General features: G+C 56.3%; 19 protein-coding genes and 1 riboswitch. Of the genes, 10 read left to right on the top strand and 9 right to left on the bottom strand.

The features are described from left to right. The first annotated feature begins 231 nt into the window (after nucleotides 1-231). Entirely contained in the window at nucleotides 232-1,149 is a 918-nt protein-coding gene (locus HZZ01_RS17150; protein WP_179898731.1) for a sugar ABC transporter substrate-binding protein, read from the top strand. Nucleotides 1,150-1,184: 35 nt separating this feature from the next. Here the strand turns inward: HZZ01_RS17150 and HZZ01_RS17145 are convergent, their stop codons facing one another. Next, nucleotides 1,185-1,685 (bottom strand): GNAT family N-acetyltransferase, encoded by a 501-nt coding sequence (locus tag HZZ01_RS17145; RefSeq protein ID WP_179898730.1) that lies wholly within the window; start codon nucleotides 1,683-1,685, stop codon nucleotides 1,185-1,187. 72 nt (nucleotides 1,686-1,757) lie between these two features. On the opposite strand from HZZ01_RS17145, the gene HZZ01_RS17140 reads away from it, so the two are divergent. Further along, nucleotides 1,758-3,590: an ABC transporter ATP-binding protein gene (locus HZZ01_RS17140; RefSeq protein WP_179898729.1), complete on the top strand. Its 1,833-nt coding sequence runs from the start codon at nucleotides 1,758-1,760 to the stop codon at nucleotides 3,588-3,590. Here HZZ01_RS17140 and HZZ01_RS17135 read toward each other — a convergent pair. Beyond that, nucleotides 3,587-4,711, bottom strand: a complete 1,125-nt coding sequence (locus HZZ01_RS17135; RefSeq protein WP_179898728.1) for a GNAT family N-acetyltransferase — start codon at nucleotides 4,709-4,711, stop codon at nucleotides 3,587-3,589. The two genes, HZZ01_RS17140 and HZZ01_RS17135, sit on opposite strands and share 4 nt — an antisense overlap. Before the next feature lie 141 nt (nucleotides 4,712-4,852). On the opposite strand from HZZ01_RS17135, the gene HZZ01_RS17130 reads away from it, so the two are divergent. The 3 genes from HZZ01_RS17130 (at nucleotide 4,853) to HZZ01_RS17120 (ending at nucleotide 7,415) form a co-directional block, all read left to right on the top strand. Then, complete coding sequence (locus HZZ01_RS17130; RefSeq protein WP_179898727.1) at nucleotides 4,853-5,758, top strand: LysR family transcriptional regulator; 906 nt, start codon at nucleotides 4,853-4,855, stop codon at nucleotides 5,756-5,758. A gap of 98 nt (nucleotides 5,759-5,856) precedes the next feature. Continuing rightward, nucleotides 5,857-6,798 carry a glutathione S-transferase family protein gene (locus tag HZZ01_RS17125; RefSeq protein WP_179898726.1) on the top strand — a complete coding sequence of 314 codons (942 nt, stop codon included), beginning with the start codon at nucleotides 5,857-5,859 and terminating at the stop codon, nucleotides 6,796-6,798. Between the two features lie 11 nt (nucleotides 6,799-6,809). Next, nucleotides 6,810-7,415, top strand: coding sequence for an alpha/beta hydrolase (locus HZZ01_RS17120; RefSeq protein ID WP_179898890.1), 606 nt, complete (start codon nucleotides 6,810-6,812; stop codon nucleotides 7,413-7,415). On the opposite strand, the gene HZZ01_RS17115 is transcribed toward HZZ01_RS17120, so the two are convergent. Together HZZ01_RS17115 and crcB are read right to left on the bottom strand one after the other, a co-directional pair. Beyond that, on the bottom strand, nucleotides 7,412-8,227 hold the full coding sequence (locus tag HZZ01_RS17115) for a sugar phosphate isomerase/epimerase (protein WP_179898725.1): 816 nt from the start codon (nucleotides 8,225-8,227) through the stop codon (nucleotides 7,412-7,414). The genes HZZ01_RS17120 and HZZ01_RS17115 overlap by 4 nt on opposite strands. A gap of 122 nt (nucleotides 8,228-8,349) precedes the next feature. Further along, complete coding sequence (gene crcB, locus HZZ01_RS17110) at nucleotides 8,350-8,727, bottom strand: fluoride efflux transporter CrcB (protein ID WP_136198120.1); 378 nt, start codon at nucleotides 8,725-8,727, stop codon at nucleotides 8,350-8,352. Nucleotides 8,728-8,814: 87 nt separating this feature from the next. After that, nucleotides 8,815-8,890, bottom strand: a riboswitch (Fluoride riboswitch). Between the two features lie 117 nt (nucleotides 8,891-9,007). Here crcB and HZZ01_RS17105 point away from each other — a divergent pair. Continuing rightward, nucleotides 9,008-9,928 (top strand): nucleoside hydrolase, encoded by a 921-nt coding sequence (locus HZZ01_RS17105; protein ID WP_179898724.1) that lies wholly within the window; start codon nucleotides 9,008-9,010, stop codon nucleotides 9,926-9,928. Between the two features lie 17 nt (nucleotides 9,929-9,945). On the opposite strand, the gene HZZ01_RS17100 is transcribed toward HZZ01_RS17105, so the two are convergent. After that, complete coding sequence (locus HZZ01_RS17100) at nucleotides 9,946-10,974, bottom strand: zinc-binding alcohol dehydrogenase family protein (RefSeq protein ID WP_179898723.1); 1,029 nt, start codon at nucleotides 10,972-10,974, stop codon at nucleotides 9,946-9,948. Between the two features lie 137 nt (nucleotides 10,975-11,111). On the opposite strand from HZZ01_RS17100, the gene HZZ01_RS17095 reads away from it, so the two are divergent. Further along, on the top strand, nucleotides 11,112-12,014 hold the full coding sequence (locus HZZ01_RS17095; protein WP_179898722.1) for a GntR family transcriptional regulator: 903 nt from the start codon (nucleotides 11,112-11,114) through the stop codon (nucleotides 12,012-12,014). 170 nt (nucleotides 12,015-12,184) lie between these two features. After that, nucleotides 12,185-13,537, top strand: coding sequence for an MFS transporter (locus HZZ01_RS17090; RefSeq protein ID WP_179898721.1), 1,353 nt, complete (start codon nucleotides 12,185-12,187; stop codon nucleotides 13,535-13,537). A 19-nt stretch (nucleotides 13,538-13,556) separates the two neighbouring features. Here the strand turns inward: HZZ01_RS17090 and HZZ01_RS17085 are convergent, their stop codons facing one another. The 3 genes from HZZ01_RS17085 to HZZ01_RS17075 all read right to left on the bottom strand — a co-directional run bounded on the left by HZZ01_RS17085 (nucleotide 13,557) and on the right by HZZ01_RS17075 (nucleotide 16,940). Continuing rightward, on the bottom strand, nucleotides 13,557-14,948 hold the full coding sequence (locus tag HZZ01_RS17085; protein ID WP_179898720.1) for a hypothetical protein: 1,392 nt from the start codon (nucleotides 14,946-14,948) through the stop codon (nucleotides 13,557-13,559). Further along, nucleotides 14,941-15,852 (bottom strand): alpha/beta fold hydrolase, encoded by a 912-nt coding sequence (locus tag HZZ01_RS17080; RefSeq protein WP_179898719.1) that lies wholly within the window; start codon nucleotides 15,850-15,852, stop codon nucleotides 14,941-14,943. The genes HZZ01_RS17085 and HZZ01_RS17080 overlap by 8 nt, the downstream gene beginning before the upstream one ends. Before the next feature lie 341 nt (nucleotides 15,853-16,193). Further along, a complete protein-coding gene (locus HZZ01_RS17075) occupies nucleotides 16,194-16,940 on the bottom strand; it encodes an SDR family oxidoreductase (RefSeq protein ID WP_179898718.1) in 747 nt (248 codons plus the stop codon). Between the two features lie 136 nt (nucleotides 16,941-17,076). On the opposite strand from HZZ01_RS17075, the gene HZZ01_RS17070 reads away from it, so the two are divergent. Next, a complete protein-coding gene (locus tag HZZ01_RS17070) occupies nucleotides 17,077-17,979 on the top strand; it encodes a LysR family transcriptional regulator (protein ID WP_179898717.1) in 903 nt (300 codons plus the stop codon). A gap of 255 nt (nucleotides 17,980-18,234) precedes the next feature. Further along, nucleotides 18,235-18,831, top strand: a complete 597-nt coding sequence (locus tag HZZ01_RS17065) for a glutathione S-transferase family protein (protein ID WP_179898716.1) — start codon at nucleotides 18,235-18,237, stop codon at nucleotides 18,829-18,831. Between the two features lie 371 nt (nucleotides 18,832-19,202). On the opposite strand, the gene azuC is transcribed toward HZZ01_RS17065, so the two are convergent. Beyond that, complete coding sequence (gene azuC / locus HZZ01_RS21205; protein ID WP_123809971.1) at nucleotides 19,203-19,280, bottom strand: stress response protein AzuC; 78 nt, start codon at nucleotides 19,278-19,280, stop codon at nucleotides 19,203-19,205. Nucleotides 19,281-19,321: the final 41 nt, after the last annotated feature.

Below are 19,321 nucleotides of genomic sequence, written 5' to 3'. Positions count from 1 at the left end.
GCGCGAAAAGCCATGGCTCTCTGCCCCGGAGTGTGCGCCAGGTCGGAGATTTCACCGGCCCTGCCAGCTATGACGCGGCGATTTTACGGCAAAGTGTGGCGGCGCTAGCAAGTGTGAAAAGGGCCGGTTGTCAAACCTGGCGGCAATTCCTAAGCTGCAAATGATCGTGGTTTATCCATTTTTACAAAAAATGAAAAATCCATTCCATCCGGTTTACCTCGGGAGTCACCAATGAAAAAACGTGCATGGGCAATACTCTGTCTGCTCTCTCTTTCCACGTCGGCGCTGGCAGAAAAGATCGGCGTCTCGATGGCCTATTTCGACCAGAACTTCCTCACCCTTATTCGCCAGTCGATTGAGAAAGAGGCCAAAGTGCGTCAGCTGAATGCGCAGTTCGAAGATGCGCGCGGTGACGTGGGTCGTCAGACCGACCAGGTGCAGAGCTTTATCAGTGCTGGCGTGGACGCGATTATTGTCGATCCGGTGGACTCCGCCAGTACCCCTGCCCTGACGAAACTGGCGCAGCAGGCGCACATTCCGCTGGTCTATGTTAACCGCTCCCCGGGCGATAAAACCCTGCCGCCGGGCGTAGTGTTTGTCGGTTCTGACGAACGCGAGTCCGGCACGTTGCAGATGGAATCGCTGGCGAAGCAGGCCGGTTACCGTGGCAAAGTCGCCATCATGATCGGTAACCTCAGCGATGCGGGTGCGCTGCAGCGCACCCGAGATGTGGAACAGGTGGTGGCAAAATATCCCGACATGAAAGTGGTGCTGAAGCAGACCGCCAACTATGCACGCAATGAGGGCATGGATTTAATGCTCAACTGGCTGTCGAACGGCGAAGAGATTGATATTGTCGCCGCCAACAACGATGAGATGGCGATTGGCGCGACGATGGCGATTGCGCAGGCGAAGCCGAAGAAAACCATTCTGGTGGGCGGCATTGATGCCACGCCGGATGGCCTGAAAGCGCTGGCGAGCGGTAAACTGGCGGTGACGGTGTTCCAGGATGCCGTGGGTCAGGGCAAAAAATCGGTTGAGGTGGCGCAGCAGATGATCAAAGGCCAGAAGGTGGATTCTCACCAGTGGATCCCCTTTGAGCTGGTGACGCAACAGAACATGCAGCAATACCGCACTAAAAATCCGTAACGCGACATGGAGCGGCAGTGATGCCGCTCCGGGTATCACTTCTCGTGCAGCAGTTTCGCCATCATCACCACATCGCGCAGCTGACCGTCGCGCAGTGCAGCCTGCCGCATCACCCCTTCACGCTCAAAGCCCAGTCGTTCATAGAGCCGCAGCGCCCGTTCGTTGTCATGAAACACCTCTAGCTCCATACGCGTAATGCCCAGCCAGTTGCGGGAATAATCCAGCGCGGTGCGGATCAGGCGCTCACCGACGCCGCGACCGGCGAAATCGGGATGCACGCCCAGCCCAAAGCTGATGCAGTGGCGAGTGCGCGGCTTGTTATCCACGAACAGCGTCAGCTCACCGGCCAGCACGCCATCAATCTCGGCCACAAAGGCGATAAATCCCTCTGCATCCATTCTGGCGAATTTTTTCTCCCAGGTGGCGACACTGGGAAACGGCAACTGCAGTGTCCAGGGATAGACATCGGGATGACTGTAGAGCCTTTGATAGGCAGCTGCATCCTGCGGTTCCCGTGCCCGAATAATGATTTCCATATTTTCTCCTTTTAGCCGATCGAGGTTCATGCACTAAGCTGTAGCTCTTTACCGGACGGAAAGAGTATCGCTATGTTGTATCGTCGTTTTGAGCGTTTTATCAATATTTTTCATGACGCGCCCACCGATTCGCCTCCCTCAACGGTCTGGTCGTTTTACCGCTATTATCTGCGTCAGGTCTGGCCAAGTTTTGCGGCGCTGCTGGTGGTAGGGCTGGCATCCGCGCTGATCGAAGTATCGCTGTTCAGCTATCTGAGCCGCATTATCGATATGGTCAATCACTCCACACCTGCCACCCTGTTCCGGGATAACTGGCCGATACTCCTGTGGATGGGGGCGGTGGCGCTGATTCTGCGGCCGATTTTTATCGCCCTGCACGACATGCTGGTTCATCAGAGCATCAGCCCGAGTATGACCAGCATGATCCGCTGGCAGAATCACAACTACGTACTGCGCCAGAGCCTCAACTTCTTTCAGAACGATTTCGCGGGTCGTATTGCCCAGCGCATTATGCTAACCGGCAGTTCACTGCGTGATTCCGCGGTGCAGCTGGTAGATGCCATCTGGCATGTGCTGATCTACGCTGTGACCTCGCTGGTACTGTTTGCCGGTGCCGACTGGCGGCTGATGATCCCGCTGATCCTATGGATGGTGGCCTACAGCGCCTCGCTGCGTTTCTTTGTGCCGCGTGTCAAAGCGCGTTCGGTGGTCTCCTCGGAGTCGCGCTCAAAGCTGATGGGCACCATTGTTGACGGTTACACCAACATCGCCACCATCAAGCTGTTTGCCCACAGCGACCTGGAACGGCAGTATGCGCGTGAGGCGATTCAGGAGCAGACGGAAAAAACCCAGCACGCTGGCCGCATGGTCACCAGCATGGATCTGACACTGTCGGCGCTGAACGGCCTGCTGATTGTCTCAACATCCGGACTGGCGCTGTGGTTGTGGAGCCAGTCACTGATTAGCGTTGGGGCGATTGCGCTGGCCACGGGTCTGGTGATCCGCCTGGTGAACATGTCCGGCTGGATCATGTGGGTGGTCAATGGCATCTTCGAAAATATCGGCACGGTACAGGATGGCCTGAAAACCATCGCGCAGCCGCTGAGCGTGCAGGATGTGCCGCAGGCGAAGCAGCTGAAGGTGACGCGCGGCAACATCCGTTTTGAGGATGTGCGCTTCGATTATGGCGGTGGCCGCCAGGTGATTAACGGCTTTAACCTCGACATCAAACCGGGCGAGAAGATTGGTCTGATTGGTCCTTCGGGTGCCGGTAAATCGACGCTGGTAAACCTGCTGCTGCGTCTTTATGACCTGAACGGTGGGCGGATTGTGATCGACGATCAGGATATCGCCGCCGTAACGCAGGAGAGCCTGCGCAGCCAGATTGGCATGATTACGCAGGACACCTCGCTGCTGCACCGCTCAATCCGCGAAAACCTGCTCTATGGCCGTCCTGACGCCAGCGAAGAAGAGCTACAGCTTGCCATTCACCGCGCCCGCGCCGATGAGTTTATTCCGCTGCTCTCTGACTCGCTGGGCCGCACCGGGCTGGACGCGCACGTGGGCGAGCGCGGCGTGAAACTGTCGGGTGGTCAGCGCCAGCGTGTGGCAATTGCCCGTGTGCTGCTGAAGGATGCCCCAGTTCTGATCATGGATGAGGCTACCTCTGCGCTCGACTCCGAAGTGGAAGCGGCGATTCAGGAGAGCCTGGAGTCATTGATGCAGGGCAAAACCGTAATCGCGATTGCACACCGCCTGTCGACCATCGCGAAGATGGATCGACTGGTGGTGCTGGATAAAGGCGGCATTGCCGAGATGGGCAGCCATCACGAGTTGCTGGCCCGGAACGGTCTGTATGCCCGGCTGTGGCAGCATCAGACCGGCGGCTTTGTCGGCATCGATTAATCGCCGCGTCGATAGGGTAAGGCGTCGCGCGCTTCTTCCGCCCAGCCGCGCACGCCTTCCCGCTCCTGCACCAGAAAATCTGCCACGGCATCGCGCAGGCCAGGATGCAGCAGATAGTGCCAGGAGTGGGTGATCTGCGGCTCAAAGCCGCGCACCAGCTTGTGCTCACCCTGCGCGCCCGCATCAAACCGCGTCAGCCCTTCATCAAGGGCTAAATCCATCCCCTGATAGAAACAGGTTTCGAAGTGCAGCCGGTCAAATTCCGCCAGACAGCCCCAGTAGCGGCCATAGAGCGAGTGGCTGTCCCGCAGATAAAAGGCCATCGCCGCCGGTTGCTGCTGTAAGCGGGCGATCACCACCACAATATTCTGCGGCATCCGTTCCGCCAGCAGGCTGAAGAAGTTTCGCGTCAGATAAGGCCGCTGGCCGCGCACCGCATAGGTATTGGCATAACAGGTGTAGACAAAATCCCACTGATCTTCGCGCAGCTGGTAGCCCAGATAACGGTCAAACACAAAACCGCTCTGCGCCACCTGCTCACGCTCTTTACGCAGCTGCTTTCGCTTGCGCGACATTAGCGTGTCCAGGAAATCCTGAAAATCGCGGTAGCCACGGTTATGCCAGTGATACTGACAGCCGAGCCGGGAGAGCCAGTCGGGCTGATCGGCCAGCAGCTGGTTCGCCTGCGCATCCGTAAAGTTAATGTGCGCGCCGCTTAAGCCCTGCTGCAACAGGCTCTCCGGCAGGGCTGACAGCAGCTGTGCGGCAGCAGAGGGTTCCCCCAGCAGGCGCGCGCCGCTGACCGGACTAAAGGGGATCGCCCCCAGCCACTTTGGATAGTAGCGGATCCCGGCACGCTGGCTGGCATCCGCCCAGGCGTGATCAAAAACATATTCGCCCTGTGAATGATATTTCTGGTAGCCCGGCAGCGCGGCGCGGGTCACGCCATTTTCCCGCCATAACAGATGATCAGACTGCCAGCCCGATTCGGGCCGCACGCTGCCACTCTCTTCCAGCGTCAGCAGAAACGCATGGCGCAAAAAAGGCTGGTCATCAGGCAACAGCGCATCCCACTCGGCGGCCGGGATATCCGCCAGTGACGTCAGGTGAATCAGCGACATGAAATACTCCAGAAAACGTCGGGCAGAGGTTCAGTCAAGCAGGTTTTCCACGCCAGCGAAAGGGTAAAGGCACGCAAAGTGAAGGCTGCAACGCCAGGACTCAGCTTCTATACTGCCACTTTACCTCCACAGGACATGGCCATGGATCGACTCGATTGTGACCGGATGTTTGTCACGGTGCTGGAAACCGGCAGCTTTTCTGCGGCGGCGTTACGTCTCGGCACCAGCAGCAGTCAGGCTTCGAAGCTGGTTTCAAAACTGGAGCAGCGGCTCGGCGTTCAGCTGTTTAAGCGCAGCACGCGCGCCCTGTCGCCCACCGATGTTGGCCGCAGTTATTATGAGCGGGTGAAAAACCTGCTGGATGCCTTTGAGGCGCTGGATGCCAGCGTACGTGAAAGTGCCACCACGCCTACCGGCAGGCTGAAAATCAGCGCGCCCGGCTCCTTTGGCACGGTGGTACTCTCCCAGGTGCTGGTGGCATTTGCCCGGCGCTATCCGCTGATTGAACTGGATGTCAGCTTTTCAGACCGGGCCGTAAACATTGTCGATGAGGGGTTTGATATGGCGATCCGTATCGGCAACCTCAGCGACAGCAGTCTGGTGGCGCGCAGGCTGGGCGAAGTGCATGTGCGCATCGCCGCGTCGCCGGTCTATCTTGAGCAGTTCGGCACGCCGCAGCACTGGCGTGAAATAGCCCAGCATCAATGCATTATTGACACCAACTTCCGCGATCCCTGGCACTGGCCATTTGCCAGTTGTGACGGCAGCAACGAGATTGTTACCGTACCGGTGCGCGGACGTCTGCGCTTTGCCAATACCGAAGCCTGTCTGCAGGCGGCAGTCGCCGGATTAGGCATTGCGCGTCTGCCCGGTTTTGTTGCAGCCCCCGCGCTGCAACGCGGTGAGATTGTCCGGCTGCTGGAAAACTTCGACACGCCGCCGCTTGGCCTGTTTGCGGTTTACCCGCCTGCCCGCCATCTGGCACACCGGGCGCGTCTGCTCATCGACTTCCTGGTGACCCACTTTACCCATTTTCCACCCGCGTGATTTCTTCCATAATGGAAGAAATCATTGTCTTTATGACCGGATTATCAACCATTTAGTCATCAGTTAAGCTACTTCTCAAAATAGAGAGAGGTGACGTGATGTTAGTAGAAGGCAAATGGAGTAGTGACTGGCATCCAGTACAGGCTACCGATAAACAGGGCGGGTTTGTCCGTCAGACGTCCGGCTTCCGGCATTTTATCAGCAGCGATGGCTCCACCGAATTCGCGGCCGAACCCGATCGCTACCATCTCTATGTGGGGCTGATCTGCCCGTGGGCATCACGCACCCTGATGGCGCGTAAACTTAAAGGACTGGAGTCGCTGATTAGCGTAACGGTGGTGGAGCCGCAGCTCGATGCCCAGGGCTGGCGCTTTGGTCACTTCCCCGGTGCGCAGCCGGACCCGCTGAATAACGCGCAGTATCTGCATGAAATCTACACCCGCGTGGTGCCCGATTATACGGGCCGCGCCACCGTGCCGGTGCTGTGGGACAAGAAAACCGGCACCATCGTCAACAATGAGTCCGCTGATATTGTGCGCATGTTTAACAGCGGCTTTGGCGATCTGGCCAATAACCGCATCGATCTCTACCCCGTCGCGCTGCGCGCTGAGATCGATGCGCTGAATGAGAGCCTCTATCCGCGTCTGAACAACGGCGTTTACCGCGCCGGGTTCGCGACAACATCAATCAGCTATCACCAGGCATTTAATGACGTTTTCAGCCAGCTCGACGAACTGGAAGCCCTGCTCAGCGATGGTCGCACCTTCCTGCTGGGTGAACGGCTGACGGAAGCTGATATTCGCCTGTTCGTGACCCTGATTCGTTTTGACGTGGCCTATTATGGCCTGTTCAAATGCAATCTGCGCCGGATACGCGACTATACGTTGCTGAACCGCTATCTTAAGAGCATGTTGTCGGTCTCTGGCGTGCGAGAGACCGTCAGCATCGATCACATCAAACAGGGTTACTACTCGATCAAGGCGCTGAACCCGAACGGGATCGTTCCGGCTGGTCCTGATATGAGTGAATACGGTTTTTAAAAGGAGCAATGATGGCAAAAACACTGGTAATTTTTCTGCATGGCGTGGGCAGTAACGGCGACGATCTGGCACCGATTGGCCGTCACTGGGCGACGCTGTTGCCGGATGTGATTTTTGCCTCTCCCAATGCGCCTGAACGTTTTGCCGCCGGTTTTGGCTGGCAGTGGTTCAGCCTGGAGGACGTGACGCCAGAGAACCGGCCGGGACGGGTTCGGGCCGCGCGGGCGGCGTTTGATGCGACACTGAGCGAGATTGTCGCGCAGCACGGCTTCGCCGATCGCTGGCAGGATGTGGTGCTGGTGGGCTTCTCTCAGGGATCGATCATGGCGCTGGATGCGCTGGCTTCTGGCCGTTATCCGCTGGCGGGCGTGGTCGCCTTTTCCGGTCGTCTGGCGGTTGACGGTGAATTAACCCCGCAGGCTCATGTGCCCGCACTGCTGATCCACGGTCAGGCCGATGAGGTGATCCCGTGGCAGGAGAGCGAATCAGCCGCAGCACGACTCCGGGCCGCATTGGTGCCGGTCGAGGCGCGCTTTGAACCCGCCACCGGCCACACCATCTCAGCCCAGGGTGCAATGCATGCCGCCGGATTTATCGGGCAGTGCTTACAGGATTAACCCCAGCAACGCTTTAACGCCTGCCAGGCATGACGTGCAGCCACGTCGGGCGGCAGGCGCTTCAGCGCATCATTAAAGACTTCGATTCCCACCGGTCCCTGATAGCCTGCACTTTTGAGCTTATCGACAAAGCGTTCAACATCGATAATGCCATCGCCGGGCAGCAGACGCTGGTGCTTTGCCATCGCCATCAGGCTCTGCTTATCCTGGGCGGGAACGGCCGCCATATCACACAGCTGTACTTCATAAATGCGATCGGCGGGAATGCCATCCAGCTGCGAGGCGTCGCCCCCCAGCGCGCAGATGTGGAACAGATCAACCACCAGCCCGATATTGGGCTGGTCGAGCCGCTGCAATCGCTGCCACGCCAGCGGCAGCGTGTTGTCCACGCTGCACCAGGCCATCGGCTCATACATAATGCGCATGTTGTAGCGCGCAGCTTCAGAGGCCATCCAGCGCAGGTCATCATCAATCTGGTCGGCGCAGCAATCTTCGCGGGTAGTAGCTGGCGCCTGAAGCGTGTCGCAGCCCAGCGCCTGAGCAATCTGAATAAACTGGCGCAGCTCCTCGCGCTTCTTTCCGCGCAGCGCACCGGGTGCGCCGGTAAAATCACGCAGCACCTGGAGATTGGTAAAGCCAGGCCCCTGTCGGGCGGCGATCTCAGCCAGAGCCGCCGCGCCGCCCTGGTTTGCTTCGACATCCTCACGCCAGATCTCAACCTGATCAAAACCGGCGTCACGCGCCGCCTGCAGTTTCTGGCCAGGTTCACCGTTTAACAACACCAGGTTAAGGAAGGTGGGATTGGTTCGCATTGCTCGGCTCCTTAATCGTCCGGAATAATCGGTGACGTTCAGTGTTACGCCCTGAAACACGCGCGTAAAACCTGAAACAGTATCTACCTCTTAATCGTTATGACAAGCGCCGATTCGCCGGATCAGCCCAGCAGCGTGACCAGCGCGAAACCGGCAAACGCCATCAGCAGTGAGCCGATCACATGCACCAGCGCACTGGCCATCGCCCAGAGATATTTGCCTGTCTGAAGCAGCCCCATTAATTCCGCAGTAAACGAGGAGAAGGTGGTCAGCCCGCCGCAGAGTCCGGTGACGATAAGCAGTTTCCAGATCGGATCGACATCGGGATGGCGGACAAACCAGGCCATCGCGCCGCCGATCACCAGACCGCCAATCAGATTCACCAGCAGCGTGCCAGGCGGCAGATTAGGGAAGAGCGCATTAAAACGCATCGAGAACAGCCAGCGCAGTACACAGCCGGCAGAGCCGCCGATCATCACAGCCAGTAATGGTTTAAACATGTGTTGCTCCTGATTACAGAGTAATGCCGGGCTGAGGGGAGAGGCAGAGATAAACTGCGCCTGACACCTCAGCTCCCGCGAAAGGATTGAGTGTCAGGCGTCATCAGCCGGTGTTAAGCCCACCGGCGGTTGGGAAAGGTGGCACGCCATCACCTTGAGCGGGTGATAATACGACGCCCGTTTCAGGCTGGCAAGCGTGTGCTCGTGGCGGCAGAATCGCTTGACGCCCTGCCCGCTGACGGGGTAATGCTGAGGGTTTACAGCCTGTTGCGGAGACCCTATGCGGACCCTGATTTTTGATACTGATATCGGCGTGGATGATGCCTTTGCGCTGGCTTATGCGGCGCGGACGCAGCATCTGCTGGGGATTACCACGGTGTTTGGCAACGTGGCGGTGGGTCAGGCGGTGAAAAACGCCCGGCTGTTTTGCGACAAAATGGCGATTAACGCAGAGGTCTATCGTGGCTGTTCACGGCCGCTGGCGCTGGCACCCTCTGCGCCCGCCAGGCTGCACGGTGAAGACGGCCTGGGCGACGCGTTTGATAATCCCTTCAGCGATGAGGCGCCAGGTGCGGTGCAGTTTATTATCGACAGCGTGCGGGCACAGCCGCATCAGATCACCCTGGTGGCGATTGGCCCGCTGACCAACATCGCCACGGCTATTAATCAGGCACCGGATATTATTCCGCTGGTGAAAGAGCTGGTGATCATGGGCGGCGCGTTTGGCACCGATGGCCACAGCGGCAACGTGACGCCTTTCAGCGAATTCAATATCTGGAAAGATCCACACGCCGCCGATCAGGTGCTCGCCTCGGCGCTGAACGTGGTGGTGATCCCGCTGGATGTCACGCACAAGGTGCTGATCAGCGGCGATGAGGTTCAGCGTCTGAACCAGCCGGTGCTGAGCGCTATCTGTCGCCCTTACCTGGCTTACAGTCTGGAGAAAGAGGGTTTTGCGGGCATGGCGCTGCACGATACCCTGGCGGTGGCGTGGCTGACGCTGCCGCAGGCTTTTACGATCGCTGAAAATCCGCTGCGGGTCATCACAGAGGGCATCGCCTGCGGTCAGACGGTGCGTAAACTGAGCGCGCTGGCCTCACGAGCGGATCCGTTTGCCGGTCTGCCCGCCCAGCGTATCGCGCTCGGCGTGGAGGCCGACGCGGTGCGGGCGCACTTCTTTGAGACCCTCACCGCGTCCTGAAACGCTGGCTGACCGCGTTACCGGTCGAAGTGGATCACACCTTTGATCAATTGGCGGTTGTTGATGATTTGCGCCTCGAAGGTTTCATCCAGCGTGGAAAAAGCCAGATGGTGATTCAGCATCATTTCGGCGCGCAGCTGGCCGCTGGCCATCAGCGCACTCACCCGGTCGAAATCTTCGCGGGTGGCATTGCGGCTGCCCATTAGCGTGGTTTCTTTTTTGTGGAATTCACTGTCCGGGATGACCAGATCGCCTTTGTGCAGGCCGACATAGACGATTGTGCCGCCGTGTCGCATCAGGTTGACCGCATTGTTCATCGCCGCCGGGCTGCCAGTAGCGTCGATCACCTTCAGCGCCAGCCGGCCACCAAACTGCTCGCGTAGCGCGTTATAAAACGCCTCATCCGCCGGATTCAGTGCCGCCAGCCCGAGCTGGTCAGCGACATGCTGGCGACGGAATTCGCTGGTGTCCGCCACCACCACCTGCGCGCCGCTGGCGGCAGCAATGGCGGCGACACCCAACCCTATCGGTCCGGCTCCCACTACCAGCACCTGCTCATCCGCCATGATTCCGGCGCGACGCACCGCATGGGCGCTGATGGCAAACGGCTCAATCAGCGCGGCCGCTTCCGGAGCCACCTCATCCACCGCCAGCAGCGTGCTGACCGGTACGCTTAAATAGTCGCAGAAACCGCCATCCTGATGCACGCCAATGACCGAGATCTGCTCACAGCAGTTGGTCTTGCCACTCTGACAGGCGTCGCAGCGCAGACAGGAGATGTAGGGCATTAACGCCACCCGCTGGCCTGGCTGAAAGCCCGCGGCGCCACTACCCAGCGCCACCACTTCGGCACAGATTTCATGGCCCAGCACCCGTGGATAGCTGAAGAACGGCTGATTGCCGGACCAGGCGTGGATATCAGTGCCGCAGATCCCGGCGGTGAGAATTTTAATCAGCACCTCGCCAGCGGCAGGCTCAGGGGTGTCACGGGTAGCCCAGACCATCTTACGTGGTTCAGCGATGACCAGTGCTTTCATTATTGTCATGGTGATTCTCCGGTTGTCCTGCAGGCAGTTATGGCGAATCCTGCTTGCTGCGCGGCGTTCGTTAGCGGGAAGTGTGAAGCACGACGATTTTTTTGGGCTTTGAATGGTTTTTAATGCATAAAAAACCGGAGAGTCAGATGAGCCGCAGCCAGAATTTGCGTCAGAACGTGATTAACCAGATGCTTGAGAGCATTGCTCAGCGTCATATTCGTTCCCCCCTTCCCCCCCAGGCGGCACTGGCCGAGATGTTCAATATCAGCCGGACCACGGTGCGCCATACGCTGCACTATCTGCATCAGTGCGGCGTGCTCGACAAAGTCGATCAAACCTACGTAATCGTGCGCGATCCCTGCGAAGATGACAGTTTTAGCGCCTTAACGCCGCCGATTGAGCAGCAGGCCAGCCACTTTGAGCAGATGTTTTTTAATATGATTAATCAGCGGCAGCTGGTGCCCGGCGATACCTTCAGCGAGCTGCAACTGGCGCAGCAGGTGAAAGTCAGCCCGGTAGTGGTGCGCGAATTTCTGCTGCGCTTTATGCGCTATGACCTGCTGGAGCCCGTGAAACGCGGTCAGTGGCGCATGAAAAAATTCACTCAGGATTACGCCGAGAAGCTGTTTGAACTGCGCGAGATGCTGGAAACCCACGCCCTGAGCCGCTTCCTGAATCTGCCCGCCAGCGATGAGCGTTGGGTTCAGGCACGGGATCTGCTGGATCGTCACCGATCGATGCGCGATACCATCGCCAGCAACTATCGCCACTTTGCTGCACTGGATCGCCAGATGCATTCACTGATTTTATCCGCCGCCAGTAACCCGTTTTTCAACCAGTCACTGGAGATTATCTCAGTGATCTTTCACTCGCATTATCAGTGGGATGAAAGCGATCTTAAGCAGCGTAATATCGTCGCGCTGGAGGAGCATATGGCGATCCTGACCGCACTGATTAGCCGTCAGGATATCGATGCGCTCTGTGCATTACACAGTCATCTGGCGACCGCCAAAACCTCGATGGTGCGCTCAATCGGTCAGTACAATTAAAAACCGATTAAAAACCACAAAGCACTAGCTCCCGCACGATTCAGAAACATCTTTGCAACATACTTAACCCTTTGCTCTTAGTCTCGACTGCAACGTCACAGCGGCCTTTTGCCGCTGCGCGCAGACCCCTTCTCACCATAACGATAAGTACCCAGTTTCGGGAGAGTGCAATGGAAAAGACCTCAGTAACCGGCCGCGACAGCGTGACCGGTAACACGCCACCAGACCAGGATTTCGTGCCGATGCGCAGCGACGTGGTACGTTCACCGCGTATCCGCAAGGTGCAGATCACGGCGATGCTGCTGTTGCTGTTCGCGGCCATCATCAACTATCTGGATCGCAGCTCGCTGTCGGTCGCGAATATGACCATCCGTGAGGAAATGGGACTGAGCGCCACCGAAATCGGCTTCCTGCTCTCGGCTTTTTCGCTGGCGTATGGCCTGGCGCAGCTGCCGTGTGGCGCGCTGCTGGATCGTAAAGGGCCGCGCATTATGCTCGGCATCGGCATGTTTATCTGGTCGCTGTTCCAGGCCGCCTCTGGTCTGGTGCATAACTTCACCCAGTTCATCCTGGTGCGCATCGGTCTGGGTATTGGCGAAGCGCCGATGAACCCGTGCGGCGTGAAGGTGATCAACGACTGGTTCAACATTAAAGATCGCGGCATGCCGATGGGGATGTTTAATGCGGCTTCGATGATTGGGCTGTCGGTGGCCCCGCCGATTCTGGCGGCGATGATGCTGGTAATGGGCTGGCGTGGCATGTTTGTCACCATCGGTATCCTCGGTATGTTCCTCGCTATCGGCTGGTATATGATTTACCGCGACCGTGACAACAACACCCTGAGCGCCGAAGAGATCCACTATCTGCAGGCGGGCAGCGTGGCGTCGCGGAAAGAGCCGATCAGTTTCAAAGAGTGGCGCGGCCTGTTTAAGCAGCGCACCATGTGGGGAATGATGATTGGCTTCAGCGGCATCAACTACACCGCGTGGCTCTATATCGCCTGGCTGCCGGGCTACCTGCAGTCCACCTATCACCTCGATCTGAAAAGTACTGGCCTGCTGGCGGCGATTCCGTTCCTGTTTGGTGCGGCGGGCATGCTGCTGAATGGCTATGTCGTTGACGCGCTGGTGCGTCGTGGCTTTAACGCAGTAAAAACCCGCAAAGTCTGCATCGTCAGCGGGATGCTGCTCTCAGCCGGATTCACCGCCGTAGTGACCCGCGCGACCGATACCACCAGCGCCGTAACGCTGATTGGCATGGCGCTGTTCTGTATCCACTTTGCCGGAACGTCTTGCTGGGGACTGATTCACGCCAACGTCACCGCCCGTATGACCGCTTCAGTCGGCAGCATCCAGAACTTTGCCAGCTTTATCTTTGCCTCATTCGCGCCCGTTATCACCGGCTGGGTGCTCGACACCACCAAATCGTTCAGCCTTGCGCTGATGATTTGTGCCTGTGTGACGCTGGTTGGCGCACTCGCTTATCTGCTGCTGGTGCGCCAGCCCATCACTGACGGCGACTAATCACCGGATGACGCGGCGGCTACGTCAGCGCCGTCAGCGTGACACCGTGTTTTGCTCCGTAACGCTGAATACCTGACATTACCGTCTCCGCACTCAGCGGAGGCGGTGGTGGCAACAGCGGTGCCCGTTCCCGTAGCGCTGAGTCGAAGCGGGCAAAGGTGGCGAAATCACGCGGGAAACGCTCTTCATCCACGCCAATGAAAACGCCTTCATCACGGGCATGAGAGAGCAGCGCCCGCCAGCGATCAATCTCCGCCAGCCCGATACTGTCAGTGCCGTGCGAAAAGAGCATCATGTCGATGTTGCGGAACGGCGGCTGCTTTTCCAGGAAGCGCTGCAGCGCTAACGCCGAGGATTCGCTACTGAAACTCAGCCAGAACGGAATCGCCTGCTGCTGCTGGGTACACCAGGGATCCATGAGCAGGAAGCTGTCCACCGTCAGCCGGGTCGGTAAGATGCCCGCCGCCAGATACCAGTCGCGGTAGATCTCCGCTACCACAAAACTCATCGCTTCCGGGTCTTCATAACGAATCTCCATCAGCTTCCAGTTCTGCGCTTCGGCCAGCTTTTTGAGTGGTGGGATCAGATAGCCATCCAGCCCCCATTCCGCTTCTGGCACCCGATCGGTGATGGCTGGCGGTGTCCAGCGGTCATGCTCGACGCCATAGCGCGCCAGATATTCCGCCACGCGCGGACCGCCCTGCATAAACTCTTTCTCACTGGCCCCGCCCGGCGCACCAAACTGAAAGAACGAGCGATCGCTGGTCCGCGTCACCGGCCACTGCTGGGTACAGTGATTGATAAACAGCGTGGAGCCCGCAGGCAGACTTCCCATCAGAAATTCGTTGAAGGCCAGTGGCATTTCGCGCAGTTTTAGCCGGAAATAACGCATCTGGTCGAGCATCAGGCGATCCTGATTCGGATCATGCATGTGGTGAACCGCCAGCCGTGGCCAGGCGGCCAGCAGCGCGGCAGCCACCTCTTTGCCCTGCTCAAAACTCGCCTGCGCATCATCGGGATCGTTGCTGGCGGCACGCACCGGACAGAGGAAGGTTTGCGGCAGCCAGGGGACATTCATCGCCGATGCAAGATGCACCAGCGCGCCGTTCGACGAGCCGATAAAGGCCGCCGGATAATCCTGCTGTGGATACTCACTCACCATCCATTCAGCGATGCCTTCTATATCCAGCTCACCCGCCTGGCGCAGGCTGATGCCTTCGGCCATGCCGCCCAGCGCATAACCCCACTCACGCAGCCCGGTCGGCAGACGATTCAGCGAAGGCAGCAGCCGGTCAAGCGTCGGTGACTGGCTCGGACTGGCAAAGGGGCGATCGTGTAGCGCATTCGCCAGCGCCAGCAGCATGGCGGCGGCGGAGTCAAAACGGGCGATACCCTTGGGCGGTTTACTCATGCTGATTCTCCTGCTGAATGCGCGCCACGAACGGGCGGATGGCGTTGCAGAAACTCCACGGATAGACGTAGTGCAGCGTATGGGTGCCGTCGCGCAGCGTCAGGCGTTCACTGCGCGGCATCAGCGCGGCGAGTTCATCCAGCCAGCGCGCCGGGCAGATCGGATCGCGCGAGCCACGCAGCAGCAGCGTCGGCGCGTTGATATAAGTGAGGCGATGTTCGATGTGGTCGCGCATCATGACGCGCAACGTGCCAAACGCACGGCGCAGTCCCGCTTTTGCATAATCAATGCGCGCCAGCGAACCCGGCGAGCGATGCCCCTCCAGTCCGGTGTTACGCCAGCTGCGCCAGAGCTGACGCGTCAGGCTGCGCGCATGGCGATCCACCGTCGGCCCCTGCAGCACCAGCCCCGCCACTGCCTGCGGATATTTCACCGCCAGCGCGGCCAGAATCTGGCAGCCAAAACCGTTACCGACCCAGATGGCACGCTGAAACCCGTTGTGTTGCAGCCAGAGCCAGAGCGCGTCCGCCTGCTGATCCACCGTCATGACCGGCGCAGACGCGGGCAGCGTACTGGCCCCAAAGCCAGGCAGATCCGGCACCAGCACGTGATAGTCACGTCCCAGCGCCAGTGCCAGCGGCTCCATCGCCCGGCCCGACATGACCAGACCGTGAATCAATACCACCGGCAGTCCCTGATCTTCATTGGGTGTAACGCGGGTAAACATGCGCCAGTCGCCCACCTGCTGGAAGTAGCCTGCCAGCCCCGCATGATGACTACGCGGCGACACCGGCGGCGTTTGCCTGAGTTCCTGCCAGCGTTTCATACCCCAAAGCGTGGCCGCTACACCTAATCCTACGCCTGCCACAATCGCTGCCTGTTTTCGTCGATGATTCTGGATCATCCGCTGCTCCTGGTTGGGGGGAATAATTCAGTGTAGGACGGGATCGGGTGGGCGGCGGGTTAATGGTGTGATGGGGGTGAGAGATTGAGGGGTTATGTATTAAAGAAAACGGTGATGAGATGTGGCAGAGAAAGGCAATTACTGTATGAAATGATGTATGTTTGCTTTGAGCGAAAAGCGGACTTCTGCAATTGTCCCTCAAGGACGTATTACCCACTTGCGGCAGTGTTAATTAACCTTGAGCAGATCAATGGATAGACATCTCAGACTCCACATAAAATCAAAACCCGTCGCTATAAAAGGTGGCGGGCTTGATTCACTGTAAACCTTATTATGGTGGCTTAGATTAAAACGCCGCCGTCGATGATGATTTCTGAACCCACCGTCCAGGCAGACTCATCAGAGGCGAAATAAAGCACCGCTTGCGCTACTTCCTGAGGCTTACCAAAACGACCTGCAGGGATGGTTGCAACGATATCTTTCATCACCTGATCATGATATTCCACCGGAATTCCCGCCTTATCATAAAGCGGTGTATCAACCGGGCCGGGGCTCACGGCATTGATACGAATCCCACGGGGAAGCAACTCGTTAGAGAGTGTTTTCGACATGTTAAGCAATGCTGCTTTCGTTGAGCCGTAAACTGAAGAATTTACGGGCCCTGTATGAGCATTTACAGATGTATTAAAGATCACTGATGCAGAGCTGGCGAAAACGGGCAGCAGAGACTGCATCAGGAAATAAGGACCTTTGACGTTGATATCATAAATGCGGTCGAACAGTTCCTCTGTCCATTGTTCAATTGGCATATACATTGATATGCCTGCATTCAGGAAAGCGATATCCAACTCACCAAAGTGTTCCTTTACAGTGTGAGCCAGCGCTTTTTGCGCATTTATATCAGCGGAATCAGCGCTTACCACTAAAACTTCATAACCCAGTTCTGCTTTCGCCTTTGCAATTGAATCCGGGTTAACCCCGGTAACAATAACGCGTGCACCTTCTGCAACAAACAGCTTCGCTGTTTCAAGACCAATACCACTTGTTCCACCTGTAATCAGTGCACGCTTGCCTTGTAATCTGGACATCTGAAAATCTCCTGCTGGCTTTAACAACGGATCGGCGAATGACCGACAGGAAGACAATATATGCTTATGCAAACTGAGTGATAAGATTGTATATTTGAATATATTTCATGCTTTAAAAGCATAAATGAGCAATTGAATGGATAAATTACTTTTGATGAGATGTTTTGTCCGTACCGTTGAAACAGGCAGCTTTTCCGCAGCTGGCAGAGATTTAGGTTTAGGGCAACCGAATATTAGCCGTCATGTAGCAACCCTCGAAGAACATTTGCAGACCAGATTACTTCACAGATCGACCCGCAAGCTCTCATTAACGCCTGAAGGCGAACGTTATTATCTGGAAACAAGGCGGATTCTTGAGGCTGTCGAAGAGTCAGAGTCTTCTTTCAGAGAAAATGTTACACCCACAGGGCTGTTACGCGTTGCCTGCCCCACAGCACTGGCTCATACATTCTTAGTTCCGCACATCCCGGATTTTTTAGAACGCAACCCTGAAATGGCACTGGACCTGCAGATTAATGACCGCTATGTCAATCTCGTTGATGAAGGGGCTGAGCTGGCCATACGGATTGGCCACCTGGAAGACAGTGCTATGCATGCCCGCAGGCTTGGCATGTTTGAGCGAGTCTGTGTTGCCAGTAATAAGTACCTGACTAAATATGGAACTCCTGATACGCCAGAAGATTTAAAAAAACATGAGTGTTTGATCTATACCCTGCTGACAACAGGCGCCACCTGGAGATTTAAGGATATCACTGTTCCTGTTTCTGGTCGGCTCAGGGTCAATTCACCTGAAGCAGTACAGAAATTTGTCAATGCGGGAATTGGAATCGCACAGGGCCCGGAATGGTTGTTTAAAGAGGGGCTGGAAAGTGGCGAATTACAATTATTGCTGACTGGTTACACTGCGTCGCCCGTTCCCATTCAGGCCGTTTATGTTGCCAATCGACTTTTGCCAAAAAGGGCGATTGTATTCATGGATTTTGTAGCAGGAATTTTTGAAAAAAATCACGCCTTCAAGGTTTGCAATCCCGTGAAATGAGCATGACATACAGAATATTACTGAATTTTCAGTAATATTGAGTCAACTTCAGGCGGTTTCTCTTAACCTCTACATCGCCTGAAAAATAGCCCAATGGCAACCGGTTTTATTATGCTCAGGCAGCTCCCTGCGTCCGCTCCTGGCACAAAGTGGACCTAACCGCGGGGGATATATGCTATGCGCGAAAAGCGGAAATTTTGACATGAGCTACCTACTTAACTTATAAAATTGCTTTCACAACAAAGGGATATTGAATTGAAGATCTATACCTACCCTAAAAGCCGATCATTAAGAGTACTCTGGGCTCTTGAAGAGATGGGCGCGAATTACGAGTCCATCAGAGTCGAGCTTTTGAACCCTGCTTCTGAGGTTAAATCACCCCATCCATTAGGAAAAGTTCCTTTTTTGACCGATGGTGACGTGTCAATCAGTGAAACCTTAGCGATCTGTATTTACCTGTGTGAACAACATAAAGACATCTCTATTTATCCCGCAACCGCTGAAGAAAAAGCCTCCGTTAATTCGTGGTTAAGCTTCACGCTATCCGATCTGGAAGCCCCCGTCTGGGGTCTGCTCAAACATATTGTCTTCACTCCCGAAAACCAACGTTCGCCGGATATAATGAATTACCTCAGTAAGGAAGCAGATAAAGTTATTTCTCAGATTCGCTTTAACCCCACTCAAGCATGGATTGCAGGTAATAACTTTACACTGGCCGATATTTTTCTTTCTCATACGTTGTTATGGGCAAAGCTGTGCGGATTGGAAATCACCGAAGAGATTGATAGCTACATATGCAGAGCAACGAGTCGCCCCGCTTTCTTGAAGGCTCAGGAAGTAAATAATCGCTAATCAGGTTTTGTCATCTCTTAAGGGTTCATCAACGTTCGAATCTGGCACAAAGCGGACATTTAGCCTCATTGTGAGTAAACATTAATGTCAAATTAGCAACGAGTCATCACCTGACAACTTGCCTGACACCGCTTAATCCAAACATAAAAAACATCACAACCGACACATAAAGCACGGAAGCAAAAAGGCGTCATTTTGTCGCCAGAAAGTGTTTTTAGCGCGAAGACAACAAGAAGAGTGACAGAAGCAGATTAGACGCACCAGGAAGTGCAAAAACGCGGGTTTACTCAGAAGAAAGCAAAAGCAAAAGGTGATAATCACAGGTCGATCCCTGACCGCGATTATCGAGGGTTTCTTGCGGGGTACTGTACTTAGTACATGGCACCCGGCGGCACGTGTTTGAACGTCTCAACGTAGGCGCGGAACACGTGTTTAATGATGCGTTTCATAAAATACCTGATTCAAATTTAGTTGAAGATATACCGAAAAA

Origin of the sequence: Pantoea sp. WMus005 (assembly GCF_013415305.1) — a bacterium.
Lineage (GTDB): Bacteria > Pseudomonadota > Gammaproteobacteria > Enterobacterales > Enterobacteriaceae > Pantoea > Pantoea rara.
The sequence above is the reverse complement of the archived record's forward strand: the minus strand, read 5'-3'. Positions and strand labels throughout refer to the sequence as shown.